19 protein-coding genes are annotated in these 19,487 nt (G+C 74.6%); 9 read left to right on the top strand and 10 right to left on the bottom strand.

From position 1 onward, the window contains the following. Positions 1–4: 4 nt before the first annotated feature. The gene (locus ACFYUY_RS02285) at positions 5–223 is read right to left on the bottom strand and encodes a hypothetical protein (RefSeq protein WP_387897204.1); all 219 of its coding nucleotides are present in this window, start codon (positions 221–223) and stop codon (positions 5–7) included. A gap of 144 nt (positions 224–367) precedes the next feature. Here ACFYUY_RS02285 and ACFYUY_RS02280 point away from each other — a divergent pair, with 144 nt between their 5' ends. After that, positions 368–934 carry a DUF1990 family protein gene (locus ACFYUY_RS02280; protein WP_387897203.1) on the top strand — a complete coding sequence of 189 codons (567 nt, stop codon included), beginning with the start codon at positions 368–370 and terminating at the stop codon, positions 932–934. A gap of 204 nt (positions 935–1,138) precedes the next feature. Here ACFYUY_RS02280 and ACFYUY_RS02275 read toward each other — a convergent pair whose 3' ends face one another. After that, a complete protein-coding gene (locus ACFYUY_RS02275) occupies positions 1,139–1,585 on the bottom strand; it encodes a YjbQ family protein (RefSeq protein WP_387897202.1) in 447 nt (148 codons plus the stop codon). A gap of 277 nt (positions 1,586–1,862) precedes the next feature. Further along, entirely contained in the window at positions 1,863–2,129 is a 267-nt protein-coding gene (locus tag ACFYUY_RS02270) for a hypothetical protein (protein ID WP_360219649.1), read from the bottom strand. A 769-nt stretch (positions 2,130–2,898) separates the two neighbouring features. Between ACFYUY_RS02270 and ACFYUY_RS02265 the strand changes: the two genes are divergently transcribed. Further along, positions 2,899–5,097, top strand: coding sequence for a bifunctional glycosyltransferase family 2 protein/CDP-glycerol:glycerophosphate glycerophosphotransferase (locus tag ACFYUY_RS02265; RefSeq protein WP_360219652.1), 2,199 nt, complete (start codon positions 2,899–2,901; stop codon positions 5,095–5,097). A gap of 189 nt (positions 5,098–5,286) precedes the next feature. Here ACFYUY_RS02265 and ACFYUY_RS02260 read toward each other — a convergent pair whose 3' ends face one another. Further along, positions 5,287–5,499, bottom strand: coding sequence for an EF-hand domain-containing protein (locus ACFYUY_RS02260; protein ID WP_360219655.1), 213 nt, complete (start codon positions 5,497–5,499; stop codon positions 5,287–5,289). Positions 5,500–5,672: 173 nt separating this feature from the next. Between ACFYUY_RS02260 and ACFYUY_RS02255 the strand changes: the two genes are divergently transcribed. After that, positions 5,673–6,341, top strand: coding sequence for a lysophospholipid acyltransferase family protein (locus ACFYUY_RS02255; RefSeq protein WP_360219658.1), 669 nt, complete (start codon positions 5,673–5,675; stop codon positions 6,339–6,341). A gap of 110 nt (positions 6,342–6,451) precedes the next feature. On the opposite strand, the gene ACFYUY_RS02250 is transcribed toward ACFYUY_RS02255, so the two are convergent. Both ACFYUY_RS02250 and ACFYUY_RS02245 read right to left on the bottom strand, forming a co-directional pair. Then, positions 6,452–8,332 carry an ABC transporter ATP-binding protein gene (locus tag ACFYUY_RS02250; RefSeq protein ID WP_360219661.1) on the bottom strand — a complete coding sequence of 627 codons (1,881 nt, stop codon included), beginning with the start codon at positions 8,330–8,332 and terminating at the stop codon, positions 6,452–6,454. 226 nt (positions 8,333–8,558) lie between these two features. Further along, positions 8,559–9,332 (bottom strand): SDR family NAD(P)-dependent oxidoreductase, encoded by a 774-nt coding sequence (locus ACFYUY_RS02245; RefSeq protein WP_360219664.1) that lies wholly within the window; start codon positions 9,330–9,332, stop codon positions 8,559–8,561. Positions 9,333–9,487: 155 nt separating this feature from the next. On the opposite strand from ACFYUY_RS02245, the gene ACFYUY_RS02240 reads away from it, so the two are divergent. The 4 genes from ACFYUY_RS02240 to ACFYUY_RS02225 all read left to right on the top strand — a co-directional run bounded on the left by ACFYUY_RS02240 (position 9,488) and on the right by ACFYUY_RS02225 (position 12,511). Then, positions 9,488–9,694, top strand: a complete 207-nt coding sequence (locus tag ACFYUY_RS02240; protein ID WP_360219667.1) for a hypothetical protein — start codon at positions 9,488–9,490, stop codon at positions 9,692–9,694. A gap of 80 nt (positions 9,695–9,774) precedes the next feature. Continuing rightward, positions 9,775–10,509, top strand: coding sequence for a hypothetical protein (locus ACFYUY_RS02235; RefSeq protein ID WP_387897199.1), 735 nt, complete (start codon positions 9,775–9,777; stop codon positions 10,507–10,509). Then, positions 10,506–11,441, top strand: coding sequence for a DUF6895 family protein (locus tag ACFYUY_RS02230; protein WP_360219673.1), 936 nt, complete (start codon positions 10,506–10,508; stop codon positions 11,439–11,441). Before ACFYUY_RS02235 ends, ACFYUY_RS02230 begins: the two co-directional genes overlap by 4 nt. Next, entirely contained in the window at positions 11,438–12,511 is a 1,074-nt protein-coding gene (locus tag ACFYUY_RS02225; protein WP_387897197.1) for a serine hydrolase domain-containing protein, read from the top strand. The genes ACFYUY_RS02230 and ACFYUY_RS02225 overlap by 4 nt, the downstream gene beginning before the upstream one ends. Before the next feature lie 66 nt (positions 12,512–12,577). On the opposite strand, the gene ACFYUY_RS02220 is transcribed toward ACFYUY_RS02225, so the two are convergent. Next, complete coding sequence (locus ACFYUY_RS02220; protein WP_387897195.1) at positions 12,578–13,240, bottom strand: LysE family translocator; 663 nt, start codon at positions 13,238–13,240, stop codon at positions 12,578–12,580. 147 nt (positions 13,241–13,387) lie between these two features. Between ACFYUY_RS02220 and ACFYUY_RS02215 the strand changes: the two genes are divergently transcribed. After that, complete coding sequence (locus ACFYUY_RS02215) at positions 13,388–14,752, top strand: PLP-dependent aminotransferase family protein (RefSeq protein ID WP_387897193.1); 1,365 nt, start codon at positions 13,388–13,390, stop codon at positions 14,750–14,752. 86 nt (positions 14,753–14,838) lie between these two features. Here the strand turns inward: ACFYUY_RS02215 and ACFYUY_RS02210 are convergent, their stop codons facing one another. The 3 genes from ACFYUY_RS02210 to ACFYUY_RS02200 are packed head-to-tail and all read right to left on the bottom strand — an operon-like array spanning position 14,839 to position 18,382. Continuing rightward, positions 14,839–15,759, bottom strand: a complete 921-nt coding sequence (locus ACFYUY_RS02210; protein ID WP_360219685.1) for an SDR family oxidoreductase — start codon at positions 15,757–15,759, stop codon at positions 14,839–14,841. Further along, positions 15,756–16,790, bottom strand: coding sequence for an alpha/beta fold hydrolase (locus ACFYUY_RS02205; RefSeq protein WP_387897192.1), 1,035 nt, complete (start codon positions 16,788–16,790; stop codon positions 15,756–15,758). Before ACFYUY_RS02205 ends, ACFYUY_RS02210 begins: the two co-directional genes overlap by 4 nt. Further along, on the bottom strand, positions 16,787–18,382 hold the full coding sequence (locus ACFYUY_RS02200) for a flavin-containing monooxygenase (protein ID WP_387897191.1): 1,596 nt from the start codon (positions 18,380–18,382) through the stop codon (positions 16,787–16,789). Before ACFYUY_RS02200 ends, ACFYUY_RS02205 begins: the two co-directional genes overlap by 4 nt. A 265-nt stretch (positions 18,383–18,647) precedes the next feature. Between ACFYUY_RS02200 and ACFYUY_RS02195 the strand changes: the two genes are divergently transcribed. Continuing rightward, complete coding sequence (locus tag ACFYUY_RS02195; protein WP_387897189.1) at positions 18,648–19,436, top strand: MerR family transcriptional regulator; 789 nt, start codon at positions 18,648–18,650, stop codon at positions 19,434–19,436. Positions 19,437–19,487: the final 51 nt, after the last annotated feature.

Genomic DNA, 19,487 nt, shown 5'->3' with positions numbered 1-19,487 from the left:
GGCGTCAGCCCGAGCAGGCGATGCGCTGCGCCTGCTGCCAGGCGCAGACCGGGCAGAGGGTGCTGCCCGGGTGGTCGGCGGGCAGTTCGGTCGGCTCCCCGCACAGGACGCAGTCGGCCCGCGGCCCGGCCTGCGCCGGGGCGGGCGCCAGCGCGGCCCCGGCCCCGGTCTCCGGGGCGAGCCCGCAGACCGTCGTGTCCTCGTCCCTCGTGCCGTCGCTCATGCCGCCTTCCTACTGCGCGGGCGGTGCCCGCCGCAAGGCGGGAGCCGCGCAGGCCCCGGGGCCCCGGCCCCTTCCCCAGCCCTTCCTCGCCCCTTCCCCGGCCCGCCGAGGGGGCCCGCGCCGCCCCCGGCTACGGTGGGCCGCATGCCCGCCGACCTCCACGACCGCCTGCTCGCGGCCCGCGCCGCCGCCCCCTCCTACCCCGAGGTGGGCGCCACCCGGGGCGGCCCCCTGCCGGCCGGCTACGCGCACCTGCGGCGCCGGGTGCACCTCGGCCACGGGCCGCAGGTGCTGGCCCGGGCCGGGCGGTACGTGCTCGGCTGGGGCAGCCAGCTGGGCACCGGGTTCGCCGTGTACCCGCACGCGCCGGCCGAGGAGGGGGCGACGGTCCTGTTGCGGCTGAGCCTGCCGGGCGGGCGGTGGCCGCGGCTGGTCATCCCCTGCCGGGTGGTGTGGACGGTGGACCGGCCGGACCGGATCGGCTTCGCCTACGGCACGCTGCCCGGGCACCCGGAGTGCGGCGAGGAGGCGTTCCTGGTGTCGATGGACGCCGACGGAGCGGTGTGGTTCGAGGTGGCCGCGTTCTCCCGGCTGAGCGCCTGGTACGCGCGGCTGGGGCGACCGGTGGCGCAGCTCTGCCAGTACCTGGCGATCGAGCGCTACCTCGCCGCGGTGGCCGCCGCGGTCGCGGACCCCGCCGTGCACCGCTGACCGCACGCGGAGCGGCGAGCCCCGGCCGACGGGCCCGAGCCGGGGGACGTGGGCCGCGGACGTGGGCCGGCAAGACGCGCTCGCGCCGACCGGAGCGTTCGCCCACCGCCCCGCCCAGGCACGGCGCGGCACGGCCCGGCCCGGTGCCGCGCCGTGCCGTGCCGGACCTGGCCAGGTCCGGCCAGGTCCGGTCCGGTCGGCCGCTCAGCCGAGGAAGGAGAGCCGGACGGTTCGGCGCGGGTTGTCCCCGTTGGTGTCGATCAGCACCACGGACTGCCAGATGCCGAGCGCCAGTTGGCCCCCGATCACCGGCAGCGTGGCGTGCGGGGCGACCAGGCCGGGGACGACGTGGTCCCGTCCGTGTCCGGGGCTGCCGTGGCGGTGGCGCCAGCGGTCGTCGGCGGGGAGCAGCTCGCGCAGGACGGCGAGGAAGTCCTCGTCGCTGCCGGAGCCCGTCTCGAGGACGGCGATCCCCGCGGTGGCGTGCGGGACGAAGACGTTGAGCAGGCCGTCGCGGCCGGCGGCCCGCTCGGTGAGGAACCCGGTGCAGCGGTCGGTGATGTCGAGCGCGACCTCGCGGCTGCCGGTGGTGATCTCGAAGGTGGTGGTCTGGAAGGGGCTGGTGGGGGTGGAGTGGGTGTTGTCCGCCATGGCGCCATCCTCACCCACCGGGCCCGTGCCCGCGCAGTACCTCGCCGACTCCGCTCGCCGGGCCGGCACGCGGGCGTAGGGTGAGAGGTTCAGACCAGACGGGGCGCTCGGGGGGCGGTGCCCGGGCCGTGGCCCGCGCCGGTCCGCGGCCGGCCCCGCGCACTCCCCGGGTACGCCGAAGACCCGACGGTCCTGGTGGTCCGTCGGGTCGGGATCCCGGTGTGCGCGGCGGGCCGAGGCCCCCCGGCCGGGATTCCCGGGCCAGGGCCCGGAGGCCCTAGCCGCGTCCGCCGAAGAGGCTGCGGCGCAGCCGCCGCAGCGGCGACAGCAGCGAGACCCGCACGTGGCGGCGCCGGGTCGCCGGAGCGTCCGCGCCGCGCGGGGTCAGCTCCCTTATCAGCCCGAGCGCCTCGGCGGTGTCCACCGCCGGGAGCGCGGGCGCGCCGAGCACGGCCAGGTGTCGCTCGATCCGGCGGCCGGTCGTGCCGACACCGCACTGGATCGCCGGCACACGGGGCCGAGTCCGCACTTGCATGTGTTCCATCAGTTCTTCCCACCCCTACGAGGCGCCAGGGCCAGAGGCGAAGACTATCCGCGATGGACGGCCTTCGCGCAACCGTCCCTGGTGTTGTGCCACCGTACCGTGCGGCGTCAACTGACGATGCACCAGGGGCTACCCGGCCGGTCACGACTAGGCATCAATGATGGTGCACGACCAGCCGTTCGTCACCGGTGTCCGGAGGCACTGGCCCGGCGCCCGGTCCGGCCGAGTGCGCCGAGTGCGCCGGGCGCACCCGGTCGTCGCCGACGAGGGAACGACCGAGGGAACGACCGAGGGGGAGGACGGCGGGGCGGCGAGAGGGAGGACGGCGGGGGCGATGGCGGGGAACGACGCGCGGCACATATAAAGGGGACAACCCCCCGGAGGTCGACATGGAGACCGGTCGACAGATCCCCCTGACTTCATGAAGTGAACACATTCGAGGGATTGACTCCCGGGATTCCTCCAAGCAATATCTCTGAGAACACGCAGGTGCCCGCACCGCACCGATCGCGTGTTCGAGTGATGAAGAACTCCGGCTCCTGCGAGCCACTGCCCGGCCGCCTCGACGCTGCGGCGGCCAGGCTCGCCAGGTGCCCGGACCGGCGGCCGGCCGTAGAGGGTCGGCCGGGCCGCCACCAGGCTGCCGGTGCCGCCCCGCCAGGGGCCCGGCACCGGCGGCTCCGGGGCCAGGGGCCCGTCCACCCGCCCCGATCCGGCCGACCGGACGTCCCCGCAGGTCGCGCCGCGCCGGTCGGTAGACTCGGCCAGCGTGTCCCTCCTCCTCAGCATCGTGCTCCCGGTCCACGGCGTGGAGCGGTTCCTCCCGCACTGCCTCGACTCGATCCTCGGCGACACCCCCGCCGCGGAGTCCCGCTTCGAGGTGATCGCGGTCGACGACCGCTCCCCCGACGGCTGCGGCGCGATCCTGGACGAGTACGCCGCCCGCGACCCCCGGCTGCGGGTCCTGCACCTCACCGAGAACCAGGGCCTCGGCGGCGCCCGCACCGCCGCGCTGCCGCACGTGCGCGGCGAGTACGTCTGGTTCGTGGACAGCGACGACCGGCTGCCCGAGCGCACCGTCAGCGTCGTCCTGGACGAGCTGCGCCAGGAGCAGCGCCGCGAGACCCCCGCCGACGTCCTGATCACCGACTTCACCCACGTGTACCCCGACGGCGGGACCGAGCCCAACCCGTGGCGCCACGTGCTGCTGGGCTCCCCACTGGTCGACGGCTGCACCCTGGCCGAGCACCCGGCGCTGTTCAACACCGTGATGTCGGTCTGGAACAAGGTGTTCCGCCGCGCCTACCTGGAGGGCCTCGGCGTCTCCTTCGGCCGCGGCTACTACGAGGACATCTCGGTCACCTACCCCGCACTGCTGGCGGCCGGGCGGCTGCGCTACCTGGACCGGCCCTGCTACGTCTACCGGCGCGGCCGGGAGGGCGCGATCACCGCGACCGCCTCCCCCCGGCACGCCGACGTCTTCGCCCAGTACGAGGCGATCTTCGCCTTCCTGGACCGCCCGGACCGCCCCGGGGAGCCCGTCCCGGCCTCGCTGCGCACCCTGGTCTTCGACCGGACCGTCCGGCAGGCCCTGAACGTCTACGACACCCCCGGGCTCGTCCCCCTCGACCGGCGCAAGGAGTTCTTCCGCCGGATCACCCAGCACTTCGCCCGCCACCGCCCCGACGGCTACCAGTTCCCGGGCGGCGTGCGCGGCGTGCAGTACCGGCTGGCCGCCCGCGGTGCCCGGATCGCGTACGCCGAGCTGCGCCGCACCGGCCGCCTGCCGCGCGAACTCAAGCGCGGGGCGCGCGCGGTGGCCCCGGCGGTGAAGAAGGGCGTGCGCAGCAGCGCCCGGTTCACCGCGTACAACGCCTTCCGCCGGCTGCCGCTGGACGAGAACCTGGCCGTCTACGCGGCCTACTGGCACCGCGGCTACGCGTGCAGCCCGGCGGCGATCTACGAGAAGGCCAGGGAGCTGGCGCCGCAGGTCCGGGGCGTGTGGGTGGTGGAGAACCGCAAGCAGGCCGCCACCATGCCGCCCGGGGTGCCGTACGTGATCGTCAACACACCCGCCTACCTCAAGGTGATGGCGACCGCCAAGTACTTCGTGAACAACGTCAACTTCCCGCGCACGATGGCGAAGCGGCCGGGCACGGTGCACGTCCAGACCCAGCACGGCACCCCGCTCAAGGCCATGGGCATGGACCTGCGGGACCGCCCCGAGGCGGCCGGCGGGATGGACTTCGACCGGCTCCGGGAGGCGATCGACCGCTGGGACTTCCTGGTCTCCTCCAACCCGCACACCAGCGAGCACTTCGCCCGCGCCTTCCCCGGCCGGTACGAGATGCTGGACACCGGGTACCCGCGCAACGACCGGCTGGCCAACGCCACCCGGGACGAGGTGCGCGCCATGCGCGAGCGGTTCGGGCTGCGGCCCGGCGGCACCGCCGTGCTGTACGCCCCGACCCACCGCGGCGACCAGGGCGGGTACGTCCCGCTGTTGGACGTGCGGGAACTGGCCCGGCGGCTGGGCCCGCACTACACGCTGCTGGTGCGCACCCACTACTTCCACACCGGCGGGCCGGGGGACCTCGCGGCGGACGAGGGCTCGGCCGAGATCGTGGACGTCTCGGCGCACCCCACGGTGGAGGACCTCTACCTCGCGGCGGACGTGCTGGTGACGGACTACTCGTCGATGATGTTCGACTACGCGGTGCTGGACCGTCCGGTCGTGGTCTTCGCGCCCGACTGGGAGGAGTACCAGCGGGTGCGCGGCGTCTACTTCGACCTGTTCGCCGAACCGCCGGGGGCCGTCACGGTGGATCCGGAGGGGCTGGTGGAGGCGCTGCTGGCCGGCGATCCGGAGCCGGCCGCGCGGGCGCGGTTCCGGGCCCGGTTCTGCCCGTGGGACGACGGCGGGGCCTCGGAGCGGGTGGTGCGCCGGGTCTTCCCGGTGCCGTCCTGACGCGGGAACCGGGGCCCTGACGCGGGAACCGGCTCCTGACCCGGGAGCCGGGTCCTGACGCACGGGCGACGTCCCGGCCCGGCGGCGAACGTCCCGGCCCGGCGGATCCCAGCGGTGCGGGTGCGGATAGGGAGCGGCTGCGGACGGGGCCGGTGCCGCCGTACGGCGACCGGCCCCGTCGGCGCGGGCTCAGCGCCGGCGGGCGGCCAGGAACTCGTCGAAGGTCAGCACACCGTCGTGGTCGGTGTCCATCGTGTTGATCAGCGCCTCGGCCATCGAGATGGTGACGTCGTGGTCGCCCATCTCGTTGGCGGCCAGCGCGTACTCGGCCGGGGTGATCCTGCCGTCGCCGTCCTTGTCGAAACGGTCGAACATGGCCTTGATCGCCTCAGTGGTCTCCATCGTGCCCTCCTGGTACTGCGGGTTGTGCTCGGTGCGGACGGCGGTACCCTACCCGGCCGTGGTGTGCGCCACGGTCGGCGGGAGTGGACGGGCGCGGGGGTGGGTGTCGTAGTCTGCGGATCTGATTGCAGGCCCGGGCACCTCCCGGGCGTTCGTTCGTCCAGGGAGGGACCATGCTCGACCTCGTCACCAGGCTGCTGCTGAAACCCGTCTCGCGCGGCATCTGGCGCCCGTCCATCGAGGGCATCGAGAACGTGCCGCGCAAGGGCGGGGTCATCCTGGCCAGCAACCACCTGTCCTTCATCGACAGCGTGGTGATCCCGCTGACCGCCCCGCGCCGGGTCCACTTCCTCGCCAAGGCCGAGTACTTCACCGGGACGGGGCTCAAGGGCCGGCTCTCCAAGGGCTTCTTCGAGTCGATCGGCGCGGTGCCGGTGGAGCGCGGCACCTACCGCTCCGCCCAGGCCTCGCTGGAGTCCGCGCTGGAGATCCTCGAGGACGGCAAGGCCTTCGGCATCTACCCGGAGGGCACCCGCTCGCTCGACGGGCGGCTCTACCGGGGCAAGACGGGCGTCGCCTGGCTGGCCCTCACCGCCGGTGTCCCCGTGGTGCCGGTGGCGCTGGAGGGGCCGGAGCACATCCTGCCGGTCGGCAAGCGGCTGCCGCGGCTCAGGAAGGTGACGGTCCGTTTCGGCGAGCCGCTGCACTTCGACGAGCTGCACGGGCAGGCCCGCTCGCTGAAGGCCCGTCGACAGGTGACCGACGAGGTGATGGCGGCGATCCAGCGGCTCTCCGGCCAGGAGGTCGCGGAGAACTACAACGAGGTGCCGAAGGCCGCGTAGGCCCGTCCGGCGGCCCGGGCCGGCCGGTCGCTCCCGCGCGACCCGCCGCCCGGGTGCCCGGGTGCCCGGGTGCCCGGGTGCCCGGGTGCCCGGGTGCCCGGGTGCCCGGCTCACCGGACCAGGACGGCCGGCTCCTGGTCCAGGAGGGCCGGCCCCGCGTCCGCGAGACCCGGCTCCCGGACGGGCGCGACCGGCTCCGGCGCCTCCCTGCGCAGCAGTGCCGCGTAGCGCCCGTCCAGCTCGACCAGCTCGTCGTGGGTGCCGAGTTCGACGACCTCGCCGTGGTCCAGGACGGCGATCTGGTCGGCGGTGCGCACGGTGGAGAGCCGGTGCGCGATGGTGATCGTGGTGCGGCCCGCGGCCAGGGTGTCCACGGCCTGCTGGACGGCGCGCTCGGTGCGGTTGTCCAGGGCGCTGGTGGCCTCGTCGAGGATGAGCACCGGCGGGTTGCGCAGGATCGTCCGGGCCAGCGCGAGGCGTTGCTTCTCGCCACCGGAGAAGCGGTAGCCGCGCTCGCCGACCAGGGTGTCGTAGCCGTCCGGCAGGGCGGCGACGGTCTCGTGGACCTGCGCGGCCCGGGCGGCCTCGACGAGTTCGGCGTCGGTGGCGTCCGGCTTGGCGAAGCGCAGGTTCTCGGCGACCGAGGCGTGGAAGAGGTAGGTCTCCTGGGAGACCACGCCGACCGCGCGGGCCAGGGTGTCGAAGGACAGCTCGCGCACGTCCACGCCGTCGATGGCGACCCGGCCGCCCGTGACGTCGTACAGCCTCGGCACCAGGTAGCTGAGCGTGGTCTTGCCGGAGCCCGTCTCGCCGACCACGGCCAGCGAGCTCCCGGCCGGGACGACCAGGTCGACGCCGGACAGCGTGGGCCGCTCCTGGTCCGGGTCGTAGCGGAAGTCCACGCCCTCGAAGCGGACCTCGCCGCGGACCTCGGCCAGGCCGACCGCCCCGGCCGGCTCGGCGATCTCCACCGGCAGGTCCAGGTACTCGAAGATGCGCTGGAAGAGCGCGAGCGAGGTCTGCACCTGCACGCCCGTGGAGAGCAGGCTGACGGTCGGGCGGAACAGGCCCTGCTGGAGGGTCACGAAGGCGACCAGGGTGCCGACCGAGACGATCGGGGCGCCGTCGGCGGCGGACAGCCCGGCAGCCCAGTAGATCAGCGCGGGCATCGCGGCCATCACGATCTGGATGGTGTTCATCCGCCAGCGGCCGGCCATGCTGGCCCGCACCTCCAGGTCGGCGAGCTGGTCGGACTGGCCGGTGAACTCGCGGGCGAGCGAGTCGGAGCGGCCCATCGTGCGGCCGAGCAGGATGCCGCTGACGGAGAGCGACTCCTGGACGGCCGAACTCATCGCGGCCAGCTGCTTCTGCCGTTCGGTGGTGATCCGCTTGCGCTCGTTGCCGACCCGGCGGCTGATCCAGACGAACAGCGGCAGCAGCACCAGCGAGACGACGGTCAGGCGCCAGTCGAGCGCGACCATGGCGACCACCGAGGCGATCACCGCGGTGAAGTTGGAGACCAGGCTGGTCGCGGTGGACGTCACCGTGGACTGCATGCCGCCGATGTCGTTGGCGATCCGGGACTGCACCTCACCGGTGCGGGTGCGGGTGAAGAAGGCGAGCGACTGCCGCTGCAGGTGGCCGTAGACGGCGGTGCGCAGGTCGTGCATGACGCGCTGGCCGACGGTGGTGGAGATCAGCGTCTGCAGCACGCTGAAGACGCTGTTCACCACGGCCGCGGCGATCATGCCGAGCACCAGCAGGCTGAGCAGTCCGGTGCGGCCCTGCGGGATGGCGGTGTCCAGCACGGCCCTCAGCAGGAACGGCGAGACGACCGAGACGACGGCGGAGGCGGCGACCAGCAGCCCGACGACGGCCAGTCGCCCCGCGTACGGGCGGAACAGCGCGAGGATGCGCCGCCACTGGGCCGGCGGGCGGGGGGCACCCTCGGCGCGTTCGGGGGCGGTCCAGTCGGTGGCGTCGGGCCTCAAGGGCGGGCCTCCCAGGGTGTGCCGGGGTCGGCGGTCGGGCGGCCGCCAGCATAGCGAGAATAGCTCATAGTTAGACAAGCTAATAGTGAGAGTTACTCTATTCCCGCGCGGCCGCGGCGCCCGGCTGCCGACCGCCGACCCCGACCGGGCCGCCGACCGACCCGACCGGGCGGTCGGCCGACCGACCGCCCGGCGTCACGATCCGCCCGCCCGGTCGGCCGGCGCCTCAGTCCGTCCGGTAGGTGCGCGCCGCCTTCGAGGACACGCCGCCGAGCTTGCCCGGGGGCAGCATCCGCGCGACGGCGACCGCCACCTTGTAACGACGGCCCGGCACCGACAACGACCTGCCGCGCGCCAGGTCGCGCATCGCCTCGTCGACCACCCGCTCCGCCGAGAGCCAGGACCAGGCCGGGATGTTGCCGGTGCCCATGCCCGCCCGCTCGTGGAACTCGGTCCGGGTGAAGCCCGGGCACAGCGCCATCATCCGCACGCCCGTGCCGCCGAGGTCGCGCAGCACGCCCTGGGTGAAGCTCACCACCCACGCCTTGCTCGCCCCGTAGGTGCCCCGCGGCAGGAAGGCCGCCACCGAGGCGACGTTGACGACCGCACCCCGACCGCGCTCGCGCATCCCCGGCAGGGCTGCCGTGGTCAGCCGCAGCACCGCCTCGACGTGGACCTTCACCATGTCCAGCTCCGCCTGCAGCGGAACGGCCCCGAAGGCGCCCTTGTTGCCGAACCCGGCGTTGTTGATCAGCAGGTCCACCGGGCGCCCGGCGTCGCCCAGCCGGGCCTCGACGGCGGCGATGCCCTCGTCCGTCGCGAGGTCGGCGGTCAGCACCTCCACCTCGACGCCGTACTCGGCGTGCAGGTCGGAGCTCGCCCGCTCCAGACGCCCGGTGTCCCGGGCCACCAGGACGAGGCGGTAGCCGCCGCGGGCGAGTCGGCGGGCGAAAGCGGCTCCGATGCCGGCGGTCGCGCCGGTGATCAAGGCAGTGGTCATGCCCCTGACCGTACCGACTCCCCGCAGCCGAGCCCACACCCAGGGCAACGTCCCTGCTCAGCGGACTGCGGATGCAGGCGATCGGTCGTGCTCGTAGTGTCGGACAGGGGCATCGCCCGAACGGGTGATGAAATCCAGGCGAGGAGGCACATCTGATGCTTACTCAGTTCCGCACGGAAACCGCTTCGGCGTCACCCAGCGCGACGCTCGCCGAGGCCGAGACACTCGCGAGCCTGATGGTGGAGGACGAGGCCGTCGTGTCCGACGCGCCCACGTACCTGCCGGAGGCCGCGGGTGCCGCCCTGCTGCTCGGCCTGCTCCTGGCATCGCCGAAGCCGCCGAAGGAGAAGCCGACCCGGTGACGCGGGCCGGCCACACCACCTGAAGGCCGGGCCGGCCCCGCGAACGGGCCGGCCCGCCCCACCAAGGAGGAACACCACCGATGCCATTCGCCGAGACCTCGCTCCGCGACGACTACGCCGCGGCGGTCGAGCGGGTGGCGGGCCGGACCCTCGACGCCCTCCGGGGCGGCGGGGGTGCGGCCGCGCTCGTCGACCCCGACACCGCCGTACCCCGCCCGCTGCTGGCCGCCGTGCGACTGCTCGGCGCCGACCTCCTCTCCCCCCAGCTGCTCACCGGAGCCGGACCCGACGGCCCCGCCGCCGCCCTGCTGGCCGAGGCCCGCCGGGCGCTCCCGGCACCGGCACCCCCCTCCCGAGAGGCCGCGCTGGTGATCGGATGGCAGGACTGGGCCGCCGGACAGGTGCTCGCCCGCACCCCCTACGGCGAGGCCGTACCACCGCCCGCCCCGCTGCCTGGCCCCGACGAGCTGGGCTGGCAGGCCTGGTCGGTGCGGATGGCGCAGCTGTCCGTCCTCGCCCTGCCCGGACTCGACGGCCCGGTGCACGACACCGCCCGGGCCCGGGTCCTGGCCCTCGCCCGCGGCACCGTCCGCTCGATGATGCGCCGCGACCTCACCACCGCCGCCCGGCTCGCCCGCTGGCTCGGCTGGGCCGCCGCCGAAGGCCGACCGCTGCCGCTCGACGTCGACCCCGTCCTGGACCGGATCCGCCTGGCCGGCGACGGGAGCGCCCGCACCGGGCTCGAACTCGCCGTCGCCCGCCTGCTGCTCGACCGCTCCCGCCCGTCGACCGCCGAACGGAACCAGGCCCCATGACCGACACCCACGTCCTCTCCGTCGCCCAGCAGGTCGGCTCCCGCGCGATGACCTGGCTGCACGCCGCCCACCGCGACGGCCTCGGCCGGATCCCCGACAACACCGTCGTCGACCTCGCCACCCCCAACGACGCCTACAAGCCGCTCGGCGAGATCGCCCTGGTCGCCTCCGTCGTCCTGCGCGACGGCGTCGCCGGGCCCGCCGGCACCCGGGCCGCCCGGGAACTGCTCGACTACGCGTGGGAGGAGGTCCGCGAGGGCGACCTGCTGTACGAACGCCAGCTGCGCCACGTCACGATGAGCGACCCGCTGGAGCTCTACGGCCACTTCGCCCGGGCCGGCTACCGCCACCCCGCCCTCGAGGAGCTCCTCGAATCGATCAGCCGCCTGCGCGCCGCCCACGCCACCGAGATCCAGGCCAACCGGCGGCTCGCCGTCGCCAACGCCCGCCGGCTGGTGGGGCTCAGCCACCAGCCGGACTGGGACGCGCTCGCCGCCCGCACCTGGCTCGGCGCCACGCCCGAGCCCTGGGCCGTCGAATGGGAGATCGCCTACCAGATCACGCACACCGTCTTCCACCTCACCGACTGGGGCGCCCACCCGGACGGCCTGCCCGAGCCGATGCGCGACCACGTCCGCGACTGGCTCCCGGTCTGGCTCGACGTCTGGCTGGAGATCGGGCAGTGGGACCTCGCCCTCGAACTCCTCATCGTCGACGCCTGCATCGGCGAACCGGCCACCGGCCGACAGGGCTGGGACGCGCTGGCCGCCGTCCAGCACGACGACGGACTGGTGCCGCGCGAGGCCAACGAGGCGGTGAGCTCGGACCGCGACGAGTCCTTCCGGGAGCACCAGCACACCGCCGTGGTCGCGGTCCTGGCCGGCGACGTCACCCTGGCCCGGGCGCTGGGCACCGGCGCGGCGGCCGCGTGAACGCACTGGACACCGCGGTGGCGGCGGTGGTGCGGGCGGCCGAACCCCACGCCACCGCCGTCACGGTGGCCGTGGCGCGGGGGGAACGGCAGGAGGTGCGCTGCCACGGGCGGACCGGGCGCGGCCGGGCAGCTGCCTGCACGCCGGACACCGTCTTCGAACTCGGCTCGGTGAGCAAGACGTTCACCGCCCTCCTGCTGGCCGAGATGGCGGCCCGCGGCGAACTCGCCCTGGACGACCCGCTGGAGCACCGGCTCCCGCCGAACTGGCCACCGGTACCCAGCCGTTGCGCCGAACCCGTCCGGCTGCTGCACCTGGCCACCCACACCTCGGGCCTGCCCCGGCTGCCTCCCGGGCTCCTGGCGGCCGCCCTCCCCCGCTGGCGCAGCAACCCCTACGCGGGGTTCGGGGACGACGACCTGCGGAAGGCGCTGGCCCGAACCACCCCTCGACGCAGGCCCGGTGAGCACTACCGGTACTCCAACTACGGAGTCGGGCTGCTCGGGCGGGCACTCGCCGAGACGGGCCGCTCCCCGTACGGGGCGCTGCTCGCGGAACGGATCTGCGGCCCGCTCGGACTGCGCGCCACCGGGTGCGCACCGGACGCGCCGGGGCGGGCGACCGGGCACCTGCGCGGCCGGGAACTGCCGCCGTGGCACGCCCCCGGACTGCCGGGAGCGGCCGCGGTGCGGGCCAGCGGGGCCGATGTGCTGCGCTACCTGCGGGCCCACCTCGACGGCCTGGACGGCCTGGACGGCATGAACGGCCTGGACGGCCTGGACGCCGCGGCGGGGACCTCCCTGGGGGCCGCCCTGCGGGAGGTGCGGCGGCCGCGGCTGCGGCTGCCGCGGTCGGGCGACGAGGTCTGCCTGGTGTGGAACCGCCGCCGCTCGGGCGGACACGACCTGTACTTCCACGCGGGGGCGACCAGGGGCTTCACGGTGCTCGTCGGGTTCTCGCCGCAGACTGCGGCCGCGGTGGCGGCGCTGGCCAACACCGGGCCGACGCTCGGCTCGCACGTCGTCCAGGCCGGGTACGAGGTGCTGCGGGTGGCAGCCCGGACGGCGTAGGTGCGCCGGGCGGATCCCGGCGGATCCCGACGGCTCCCGCGGGCCTGTGGCTCCCGGCCGGGGAGCCTAGGCCGCGACGGCCTTGGCGCGGTCGGCGGCGATGTGCACCGCCAGGCCGGCGAGGACGGTCCCCATCGCGTAGCGCTGGACGCGCAGCCAGGCCGGGCGGCGGTTGAGGAAGGCCGCGATGCCGCCCGCGCTCATCGCGATCAGGCCGTTCACGGTCACCGCGATCGCGATCTGCGTCAGGCCCAGCACCAGGCTCTGCAGGGCGACGCGGCCGCGTTCGGGGGCCACGAACTGGGGCAGCAGCGAGATGTACATGATGGCGATCTTGGGGTTGAGCAGGCAGGTCAGGAAGCCCATCGCGAACAGGCGCCGCGGCGGGTCCGGGGTCAGCTGCTGCGGGGCGAAGACCGCCGTACCGCCCGGCTTCACCGCCTTCCACGCCAGCCAGAGCAGGTAGCCGGCACCCGCCAGCTTGATCCCGGTGTAGAGGGCGGGCACCACCGAGAAGACCGCGGCCACGCCTGCCGTCACCGCGACGAGGTAGACCAGGAATCCGACCGCGACCCCGAGCAGCGAGATCAGCCCGGCGCGGCGGCCCTGCGCGATCGAGCGCGAGACCAGGTAGATCATGTTCGGCCCCGGCGACAGCACCATGCCCAGTGCCACGGCGGCGATCCCGAGTACCGCGTGGCCGTCCACGGCCGATGTCAACGCGTCCATGCAGGGAGGCTAGGACGGATCACCGGCTCGGTGCAATGATGACTTTGCGCTCGGTGCAATGGCGCCGGCGGAGCCGGCCCACGGCACCGGGACGAGCCGGGACGGCACCGGGACGGCACCGGGCGACAGCACGGAGGGACGACACCGATGGACGACTACCGCCTGATCGCCGACCGGGTCGCCGCCGACATCACCGACGGACGCCTGCGGCCCGGGCAGCAGCTGCCCACCCAACGCGCCTTCGCCCGCAGCCGGGGCATCGCCGCCTCGACGGCGGGACGCGTCTACCGGGAACTCGCCCGCCGCGGACTGACCGTCGGCGAGGTCGGGCGCGGCACCTTCGTCCGCGCCGGGCGGAGCACGGAGGACGGCCGCATCGCACTCGCCGAACCGACCAGCGCACCCGTCGACCTGGAACTCAACTACCCCGTCACCCCCGGGCAGGCCGAACTGCTCGCCGGCGGACTCGCACCGCTGCTGCGGCCGGACGCGCTCGGCGACGCGCTGCGCCCGGTCGGCGCGGCCGGCACGGACGCGGCCCGGCTGGCCTTCGCCGGCCTGCTCTCCGCCGGCTCCTGGCAGGCCGAGCCCGCGGACCTGCTGTTCGCGGGCAACGGGCGGCAGGCCGCCGCGGGGGCGCTGTCCGCACTCGTGCCGCCCGGGCAGCGGCTGGGCGTGGAGGCGCTCACCTATCCGGTGGTCAAGGCCGTGGCGCAGCGACTGGGCGTCCGCCTGGTGCCGCTGGCCGTGGACGAGGACGGGCTGCTGCCCGAGGCCGTCGCGGCCGCCCACCGCGCGGCTCCGCTGCGCGCCGTGTACGTGCAGCCCCGGCTGCAGAACCCGCTCGGTGCGAGCATGCCGCCCGCGCGGCTGGCGGCGCTCGCGGAGGAACTGCGACGGCTCGACCTGCCGGTGGTCGAGGACGCCGTCTGGTCGTTCCTGCGGCCCGACCTGACGCCGCTGGCCGCGTTGGCCCCGGAGCGCACCGTTCTCGTGGACAGCCTGTCCAAGCGGCTCGTGCCGGGACTGACCAGCGGGTTCGCACTCACCCCCGGCGCGCTGCGCGAGCAGGTGGCGGGCGCGCTGCGGTCGGGCGGGTGGACGCCGAACGGGTTCGCGCTGGAGGCGGCGGTGCGCTGGATCGGGGACGGCACCCTGGCCGCGACCGAGGCCGCCAAGCGGGCCGACGCGGCGGACCGGCAGGCGCTGGCGCGCGAGGTGCTGGCGGGGCAGCGGGTGCGGGCCGACCCGTGCTCGTACTACCTGTGGTGGGAGCTGCCGGGGGCCTGGCGGGCGGAGGCCTTCGTGGCGGCGGCCGCGCGGGCCGGGATCTCGATCACACCCGCGGCGGCGTTCGCCGTGGACCCGCGCCGGTCACCGGCCGCGGTCCGGGTCGGGCTCGCCTCCCCGACCCTGCCGGTGCTGGCACGGGCCCTGGGGACGCTGGCGCGGATCGCGACGGCGGGGGCCGGAGGGGCGGGGGGCCGAGCGACCAGAGCGGCTGACAGCTGACGACTGACAGCTGACGGCGAACAGATAACAGCTGACAGATTTCAACATCTGTCAGCTGTTATCTGTTATCTGTTACTTGTCATCCGTCACCGGGCGTCGGCGCCGCCCCCCGGGCCGCTGTGGCTTCGCCGGACCGCCGTGTCCGCCGCGCCCCCGGCGCCGACGGCGCGCAGCCGGGAGGCCGCGGTGGCCGCGAGCTGCGGGGCGAGCTTGGCGACGTCACGGGAGCCGACCGCCGCGATCAGGCTCGGCAGCACCCAGCGGACGGGCTGCATCCCGCGCAGCCAGGCCTGGGCGTAGACGTGGGCGGACCGGCGGGCGATGCCCGCGGCGATCCGCTCCACCGCCGGCTCCAGCGGGTACGTCTTGTTCGCCGGCCACGGCAGCCGGGTGCGCATCTGCCGCAGCACGGTGTCCTCGTCGGCCCCGCGCACCATGTCCGTGTCGGTCCAACTCAGGTACCCCACACCGACCTTGACCCCCTGGTGGGCGACCTCGGCGCGGAGCGAGTGGGCGAAGGCCTCCACCCCGGACTTGCTGGCGCAGTACGCGCTCATCAGCGGCGCGGGCGTCAGCGCGGCCAGCGAGGCGATCTGCAGCAGGTAGCCCCGGCTCTCGGTCAGTGCGGGCAGGAAGGCCCGGGCGGTGGCGACGCTGCCGAGCAGGTTCACCTCGATCACCCGGGTGAAGGCGCGGTGGTCGCTGTCCGCGAGCGGCCCGCCGATGGCGATGCCGGCGTTGGCGACCACGGTGTCGATCCGGCCGTGGTGCTCCTTGATCCGGCGGGCGGCGTCGGTCAGCGCGTCGAGGTCGGTGACGTCGACCTCCCAGCTGGTCGCGCCGGGCCCGCACTGCGCCGCGACGGCCTTGAGCTCCTCGGGTTCCAGGCCGAGGAGGGCGACGGTGGCTCCGCGCCGCGCGAGCGTGCGGGCCAGCGAGGCGCCGACCCCGCGGGCGGCTCCGGTGATGACGACGACCTGTGCGGACAGCGGCGGAACGGCGTTCATGCGACGGCGGTCCTCTCGGTGGCGGGGCCGGCAGGGGTTTCGACGGACACGGTGGGCTCGACGGTGGGCTCGACGGTGGGCTCGGCGACCGGCTCGGCGGCCGGCTCGGTAGCCGGCTTACCGGACAGGTGCGCGGCGGCCAGCCGGTGGATCTCGGCGGCGACCTCCACCGGCCGCTCCAACGGGGCCATGTGGCCGACCCCCGGCAGCAGCAACAGCCCCTGCGGGTCGGCGAGTTCGGCGACCATCCGGTGCGCGTGCACGGGCGGGGTCAGCCGGTCGGCGGTGCCGACCACGACCGCCGTCGGCACGGTGAGCCGGGCGAGCCCGGCGTGGACGTCCAGCCGGTCGAGGACGCCGGCCCAGTGGACGCGCACGCCCGTCGGGCAGGCGTGCACGATCCGCGCCGTCGCCTCGACCTGCCCGGCGGCCGAACCCGGCCCCATGGTGGCGTACTTGAGCGCGGCGCGGCTGACGGACGTGACCGGCCCGAGCGGCAGCCGGGAGCGCAGCAGCTGCCGGTGCAGGAAGCGGCGCAGCCACGGCGGGCGCACCGCGCCCGGCAGGACGGTGAGCCGGTCCACCAGCTCGGACGGCCCGGTGGAGATCAGGACGGCGGCGGCGGTGCGCTCGGCGACCCCGGGGCGTCCGCCGGCGGCCATGATGGTCATCCCGCCCATGCTGTGCCCGGCGAGCACGGCCCGCTCCCCCGCCGGAACGGTCCGGGCGAGCACGGCGGCGAGGTCCTCGGCGAGCGCGCGGGTGGAGTAGCGGGCCCGGCTCGGCGGGATCTCGCTCCGCCCGTGGCCGCGCTGGTCGTACGCCACCACCCGGTACCGGTCGGCGAGTCGGCGGATCACCGGGGCCCAGAAGGCGGTCGAGCAGGTCCAGCCGTGGGCGAGCACCACGGTCGGCGCCCCGGGCTGGCCGTGCACCTCGACGTGCAGCCTGACGCCGTCGGCCGAGCGCACGCTCAACTCCTCGACGGGCGTGGGCGGGACGTACTCGGCGGGCAGACGGTCGGCGCTCATGCGGACACCTCCTGGACGGCGGGGGCGGCGGAAGGTGCGGTGCGCATGATCAACTCGTACTCGCCGAGGTCGACTCTTCGGGTGGCACGGCGGAACGCGGTGGTGGAGCCGGGCCAGAGCACGGTGTTCCGGCCGTTCGGGTCGAGGTACCAGCTGCGGCAGCCACCGGTCGTCCAGACGGTGCGGTCCATCCGGTGCTGGAGTTCGAGGTTCCACTGGCGCTGGGCGCGGACGGTGGGCTGCATCGCGGTGGCGCCGACGGTGTCGAGGGTGGTGAGCGCGTCGATCAGGTAGTTCAGCTGGGACTCGATCATCAGGATCATCGAGCTGTTCCCGAGGCCGGTGTTGGGGCCGATCACGAAGAAGAGGTTCGGGAAGCCGTGCACGGTCGAGCCGCGCAGGGCCTCCATGCCGTCCTTCCACTGCTCGGCCAGGCTGGTGCCGTCGGCGCCGAACACCCGGGCACCGATGGGCATGTCGGTGACGTGGAACCCGGTGCCGAAGACGATGGCGTCCACCTCGTGCTCGGTGCCGTCGGCGGCGACCAGGGTGGAGCCGCGCAGTTCGCGCAGGCCGGAGGCGACCACCTCGGTGTTGGCGGCGGCGAGCGCGGGGTAGTAGGTGTTGCTGAGCAGGATGCGCTTGCAGCCGATGCGGTAGTCGGGGGTGAGCTTGGCGCGCAGGGCCGGGTCGGCGACGCCCTGGGCGAGGTGGCGTTCGGCGAACTGCTGGACCACCTTCAGCATGCCCGGGCGTCGGACGAAGGCGTCGACCTGGAGCTCGCGGAGCGCGAACAGGGTGCCGCGGCGGATCCTGCCGGTGACGGGCAGGCGGTCGTGCAACCACTTCTCGAGCCGGCTGATCTCGCGGTCCCGGCGCGGCAGGACCCAGGCGGGGGTGCGCTGGAAGACCGTCAGCTTCCCGACCTCCGGCTGGATCGACGGGATGATCTGGGCGGCGGAGGCGCCGGTGCCGACGATGGCGACCCGCTTGCCGGCCAGGTCGTAGTCGTGGTCCCAGCGGGAGGAGTGGAACACCTTGCCGGGGAAGGAGGCGAGCCCGGGCAGGTCGGGGATCTGCGGGTCGGCGAGCGGTCCGGCCGCGGACACCACGGCGTCGGCGGTCCACTGGCCGGCCGAGGTGGTGATCCGCCAGCGGGTCCGGTCCGCCTCCCAGCGCGCCTCCAGCACCTCGGCCCCGAAGCGCAGGTGGGGGCGGAGGCCGAAGACGGTGGCGACCTTCTCCAGGTAGGCGCGGATGTCGGGCTGGCCGGAGAAGCTGCGCGGCCATTCGGGGTTGGGCGCGAAGGAGAAGGAGTAGAGGTGCGAGGGCACGTCGCAGGCGCAGCCCGGGTAGCTGTTGTCGCGCCAGGTGCCGCCGACCGAGTCCGCGCGTTCCAGGACGACGAAGTCGGTGATGCCGGCACGGCGCAGCCGCACCGCCGCGCCGAGGCCGCCGAACCCGGAGCCGATCACCGCCACCCGCACGTGCGGGGCGGCCTCTCCCGCCGGGACGGCCTCGCCCACCGGGGCGGCCTCCTCCGCCGGGGCGCCGGACGCGCCGGAGCGGGGGCGCTTGCTGCTGGATGCCATGCGGCCTCCTCCTGAGGGTGGGCGGTGATCTTCGGGCTGCCTGACGGGTGCCGCTCATCATGTGCGGGCGGCACCACCGGTGCCACTCATCACGTGCGGGCGGCGCCGTCGGGGCCGCGGTGGTGCTGCCTCCCGGGGGCCGGCCCCCGGGACCCTACCAATCGCGCCAGTAATCACTGGCACGATTGGCAGGGTAGCCCTTGCTGACACCGGATGGAAGAAGCGCGACCATCCTGATTCGGGAACCGCCCGAGGCGACGGACCTATGCTGATCGCCGTGGACAAGGTCAGAGCTGCTGCCGACGACAAAAAGCGCGAGTACCGCGTGGAGGAACTGGCCGAGGCGGCCGGCATCACCACCCGGACCCTGCGCTTCTACCGCGAGCGCAAACTCCTCCAGCCTCCCCGCAAGGAGGGTCGGATCGCCTGGTACGGCGAGGAGCACCTCGCCCGGCTGCGGATGATCGGCGAACTGCTGGAGCGCGGCCACACCCTGGGCGGCATCGCCGAGCTGATCGGCGCCGGCGAGAGCGGGCGGGACGTCGCCGAGCTGATCGGACTGGAGGCCGCGATCGTCGCACCCTGGTCGGACGAGACGCCGGTGCGCCTGGACTGGGACGAACTGCGCGCCGTCTTCGGGGAGCAGCTCACCGAGGAGAACACCGCCGAGTCGATCTCCCAGGGCTTCATCTCGGTCGACGACGACGGGATCACCCACGTCAGCCGGCGGCTGATGGACGCCACCACCGCGCTGGTCGCCGAGGGCGTGCCGCTCTCGGCCGTCCTGGACGCCAGCAGGCGCACCCAGGAGCACGTGGACGCCATCGCGGAGGTCTTCGTCGACCTGGTCGGCGAGCACCTGCTCGGCGCCCTGGCCGGCGACGCCCCGCTGCCGCCCGGCGAGGCCGCGCGGCTCACCGAACGCATAGTGCGGGTCCGGCCGCTGGCCCGTACGGTCGTCGACGCCCAGTTCGCCCTGGCGATGGACCGCCGGGTGCAGGCCGACTACGACGACCTGCTGCGCCAGCGGCGCGAGACCGACCCCGACGCATGACCACCCCGACGGACGGGCAGGAATTCCCGCGCCCCGCCCGCCCGTTGGAGG

This window comes from Kitasatospora sp. NPDC004745, from assembly GCF_042873275.1.
Lineage (GTDB): Bacteria > Actinomycetota > Actinomycetes > Streptomycetales > Streptomycetaceae > Kitasatospora.
This window is presented reverse-complemented; position numbering and strand designations above follow the sequence as displayed.

What these genes read in the sequence shown, in the direction of transcription:
- ACFYUY_RS02285 (WP_387897204.1), bottom strand. Translation starts at nt 223, where the DNA reads ATGAGCGACGGCACGAGGGACGAGGACACGACGGTCTGCGGGCTCGCC.
- ACFYUY_RS02280 (WP_387897203.1), top strand. Translation starts at nt 368, where the DNA reads ATGCCCGCCGACCTCCACGACCGCCTGCTCGCGGCCCGCGCCGCCGCC.
- ACFYUY_RS02275 (WP_387897202.1), bottom strand. Translation starts at nt 1,585, where the DNA reads ATGGCGGACAACACCCACTCCACCCCCACCAGCCCCTTCCAGACCACC.
- ACFYUY_RS02270 (WP_360219649.1), bottom strand. Translation starts at nt 2,129, where the DNA reads ATGGAACACATGCAAGTGCGGACTCGGCCCCGTGTGCCGGCGATCCAG.
- ACFYUY_RS02260 (WP_360219655.1), bottom strand. Translation starts at nt 5,499, where the DNA reads ATGGAGACCACTGAGGCGATCAAGGCCATGTTCGACCGTTTCGACAAG.
- ACFYUY_RS02255 (WP_360219658.1), top strand. Translation starts at nt 5,673, where the DNA reads ATGCTCGACCTCGTCACCAGGCTGCTGCTGAAACCCGTCTCGCGCGGC.
- ACFYUY_RS02245 (WP_360219664.1), bottom strand. Translation starts at nt 9,332, where the DNA reads ATGACCACTGCCTTGATCACCGGCGCGACCGCCGGCATCGGAGCCGCT.
- ACFYUY_RS02240 (WP_360219667.1), top strand. Translation starts at nt 9,488, where the DNA reads ATGCTTACTCAGTTCCGCACGGAAACCGCTTCGGCGTCACCCAGCGCG.
- ACFYUY_RS02235 (WP_387897199.1), top strand. Translation starts at nt 9,775, where the DNA reads ATGCCATTCGCCGAGACCTCGCTCCGCGACGACTACGCCGCGGCGGTC.
- ACFYUY_RS02230 (WP_360219673.1), top strand. Translation starts at nt 10,506, where the DNA reads ATGACCGACACCCACGTCCTCTCCGTCGCCCAGCAGGTCGGCTCCCGC.
- ACFYUY_RS02220 (WP_387897195.1), bottom strand. Translation starts at nt 13,240, where the DNA reads ATGGACGCGTTGACATCGGCCGTGGACGGCCACGCGGTACTCGGGATC.
- ACFYUY_RS02215 (WP_387897193.1), top strand. Translation starts at nt 13,388, where the DNA reads ATGGACGACTACCGCCTGATCGCCGACCGGGTCGCCGCCGACATCACC.
- ACFYUY_RS02210 (WP_360219685.1), bottom strand. Translation starts at nt 15,759, where the DNA reads ATGAACGCCGTTCCGCCGCTGTCCGCACAGGTCGTCGTCATCACCGGA.
- ACFYUY_RS02205 (WP_387897192.1), bottom strand. Translation starts at nt 16,790, where the DNA reads ATGAGCGCCGACCGTCTGCCCGCCGAGTACGTCCCGCCCACGCCCGTC.
- ACFYUY_RS02200 (WP_387897191.1), bottom strand. Translation starts at nt 18,382, where the DNA reads ATGGCATCCAGCAGCAAGCGCCCCCGCTCCGGCGCGTCCGGCGCCCCG.
- ACFYUY_RS02195 (WP_387897189.1), top strand. Translation starts at nt 18,648, where the DNA reads ATGCTGATCGCCGTGGACAAGGTCAGAGCTGCTGCCGACGACAAAAAG.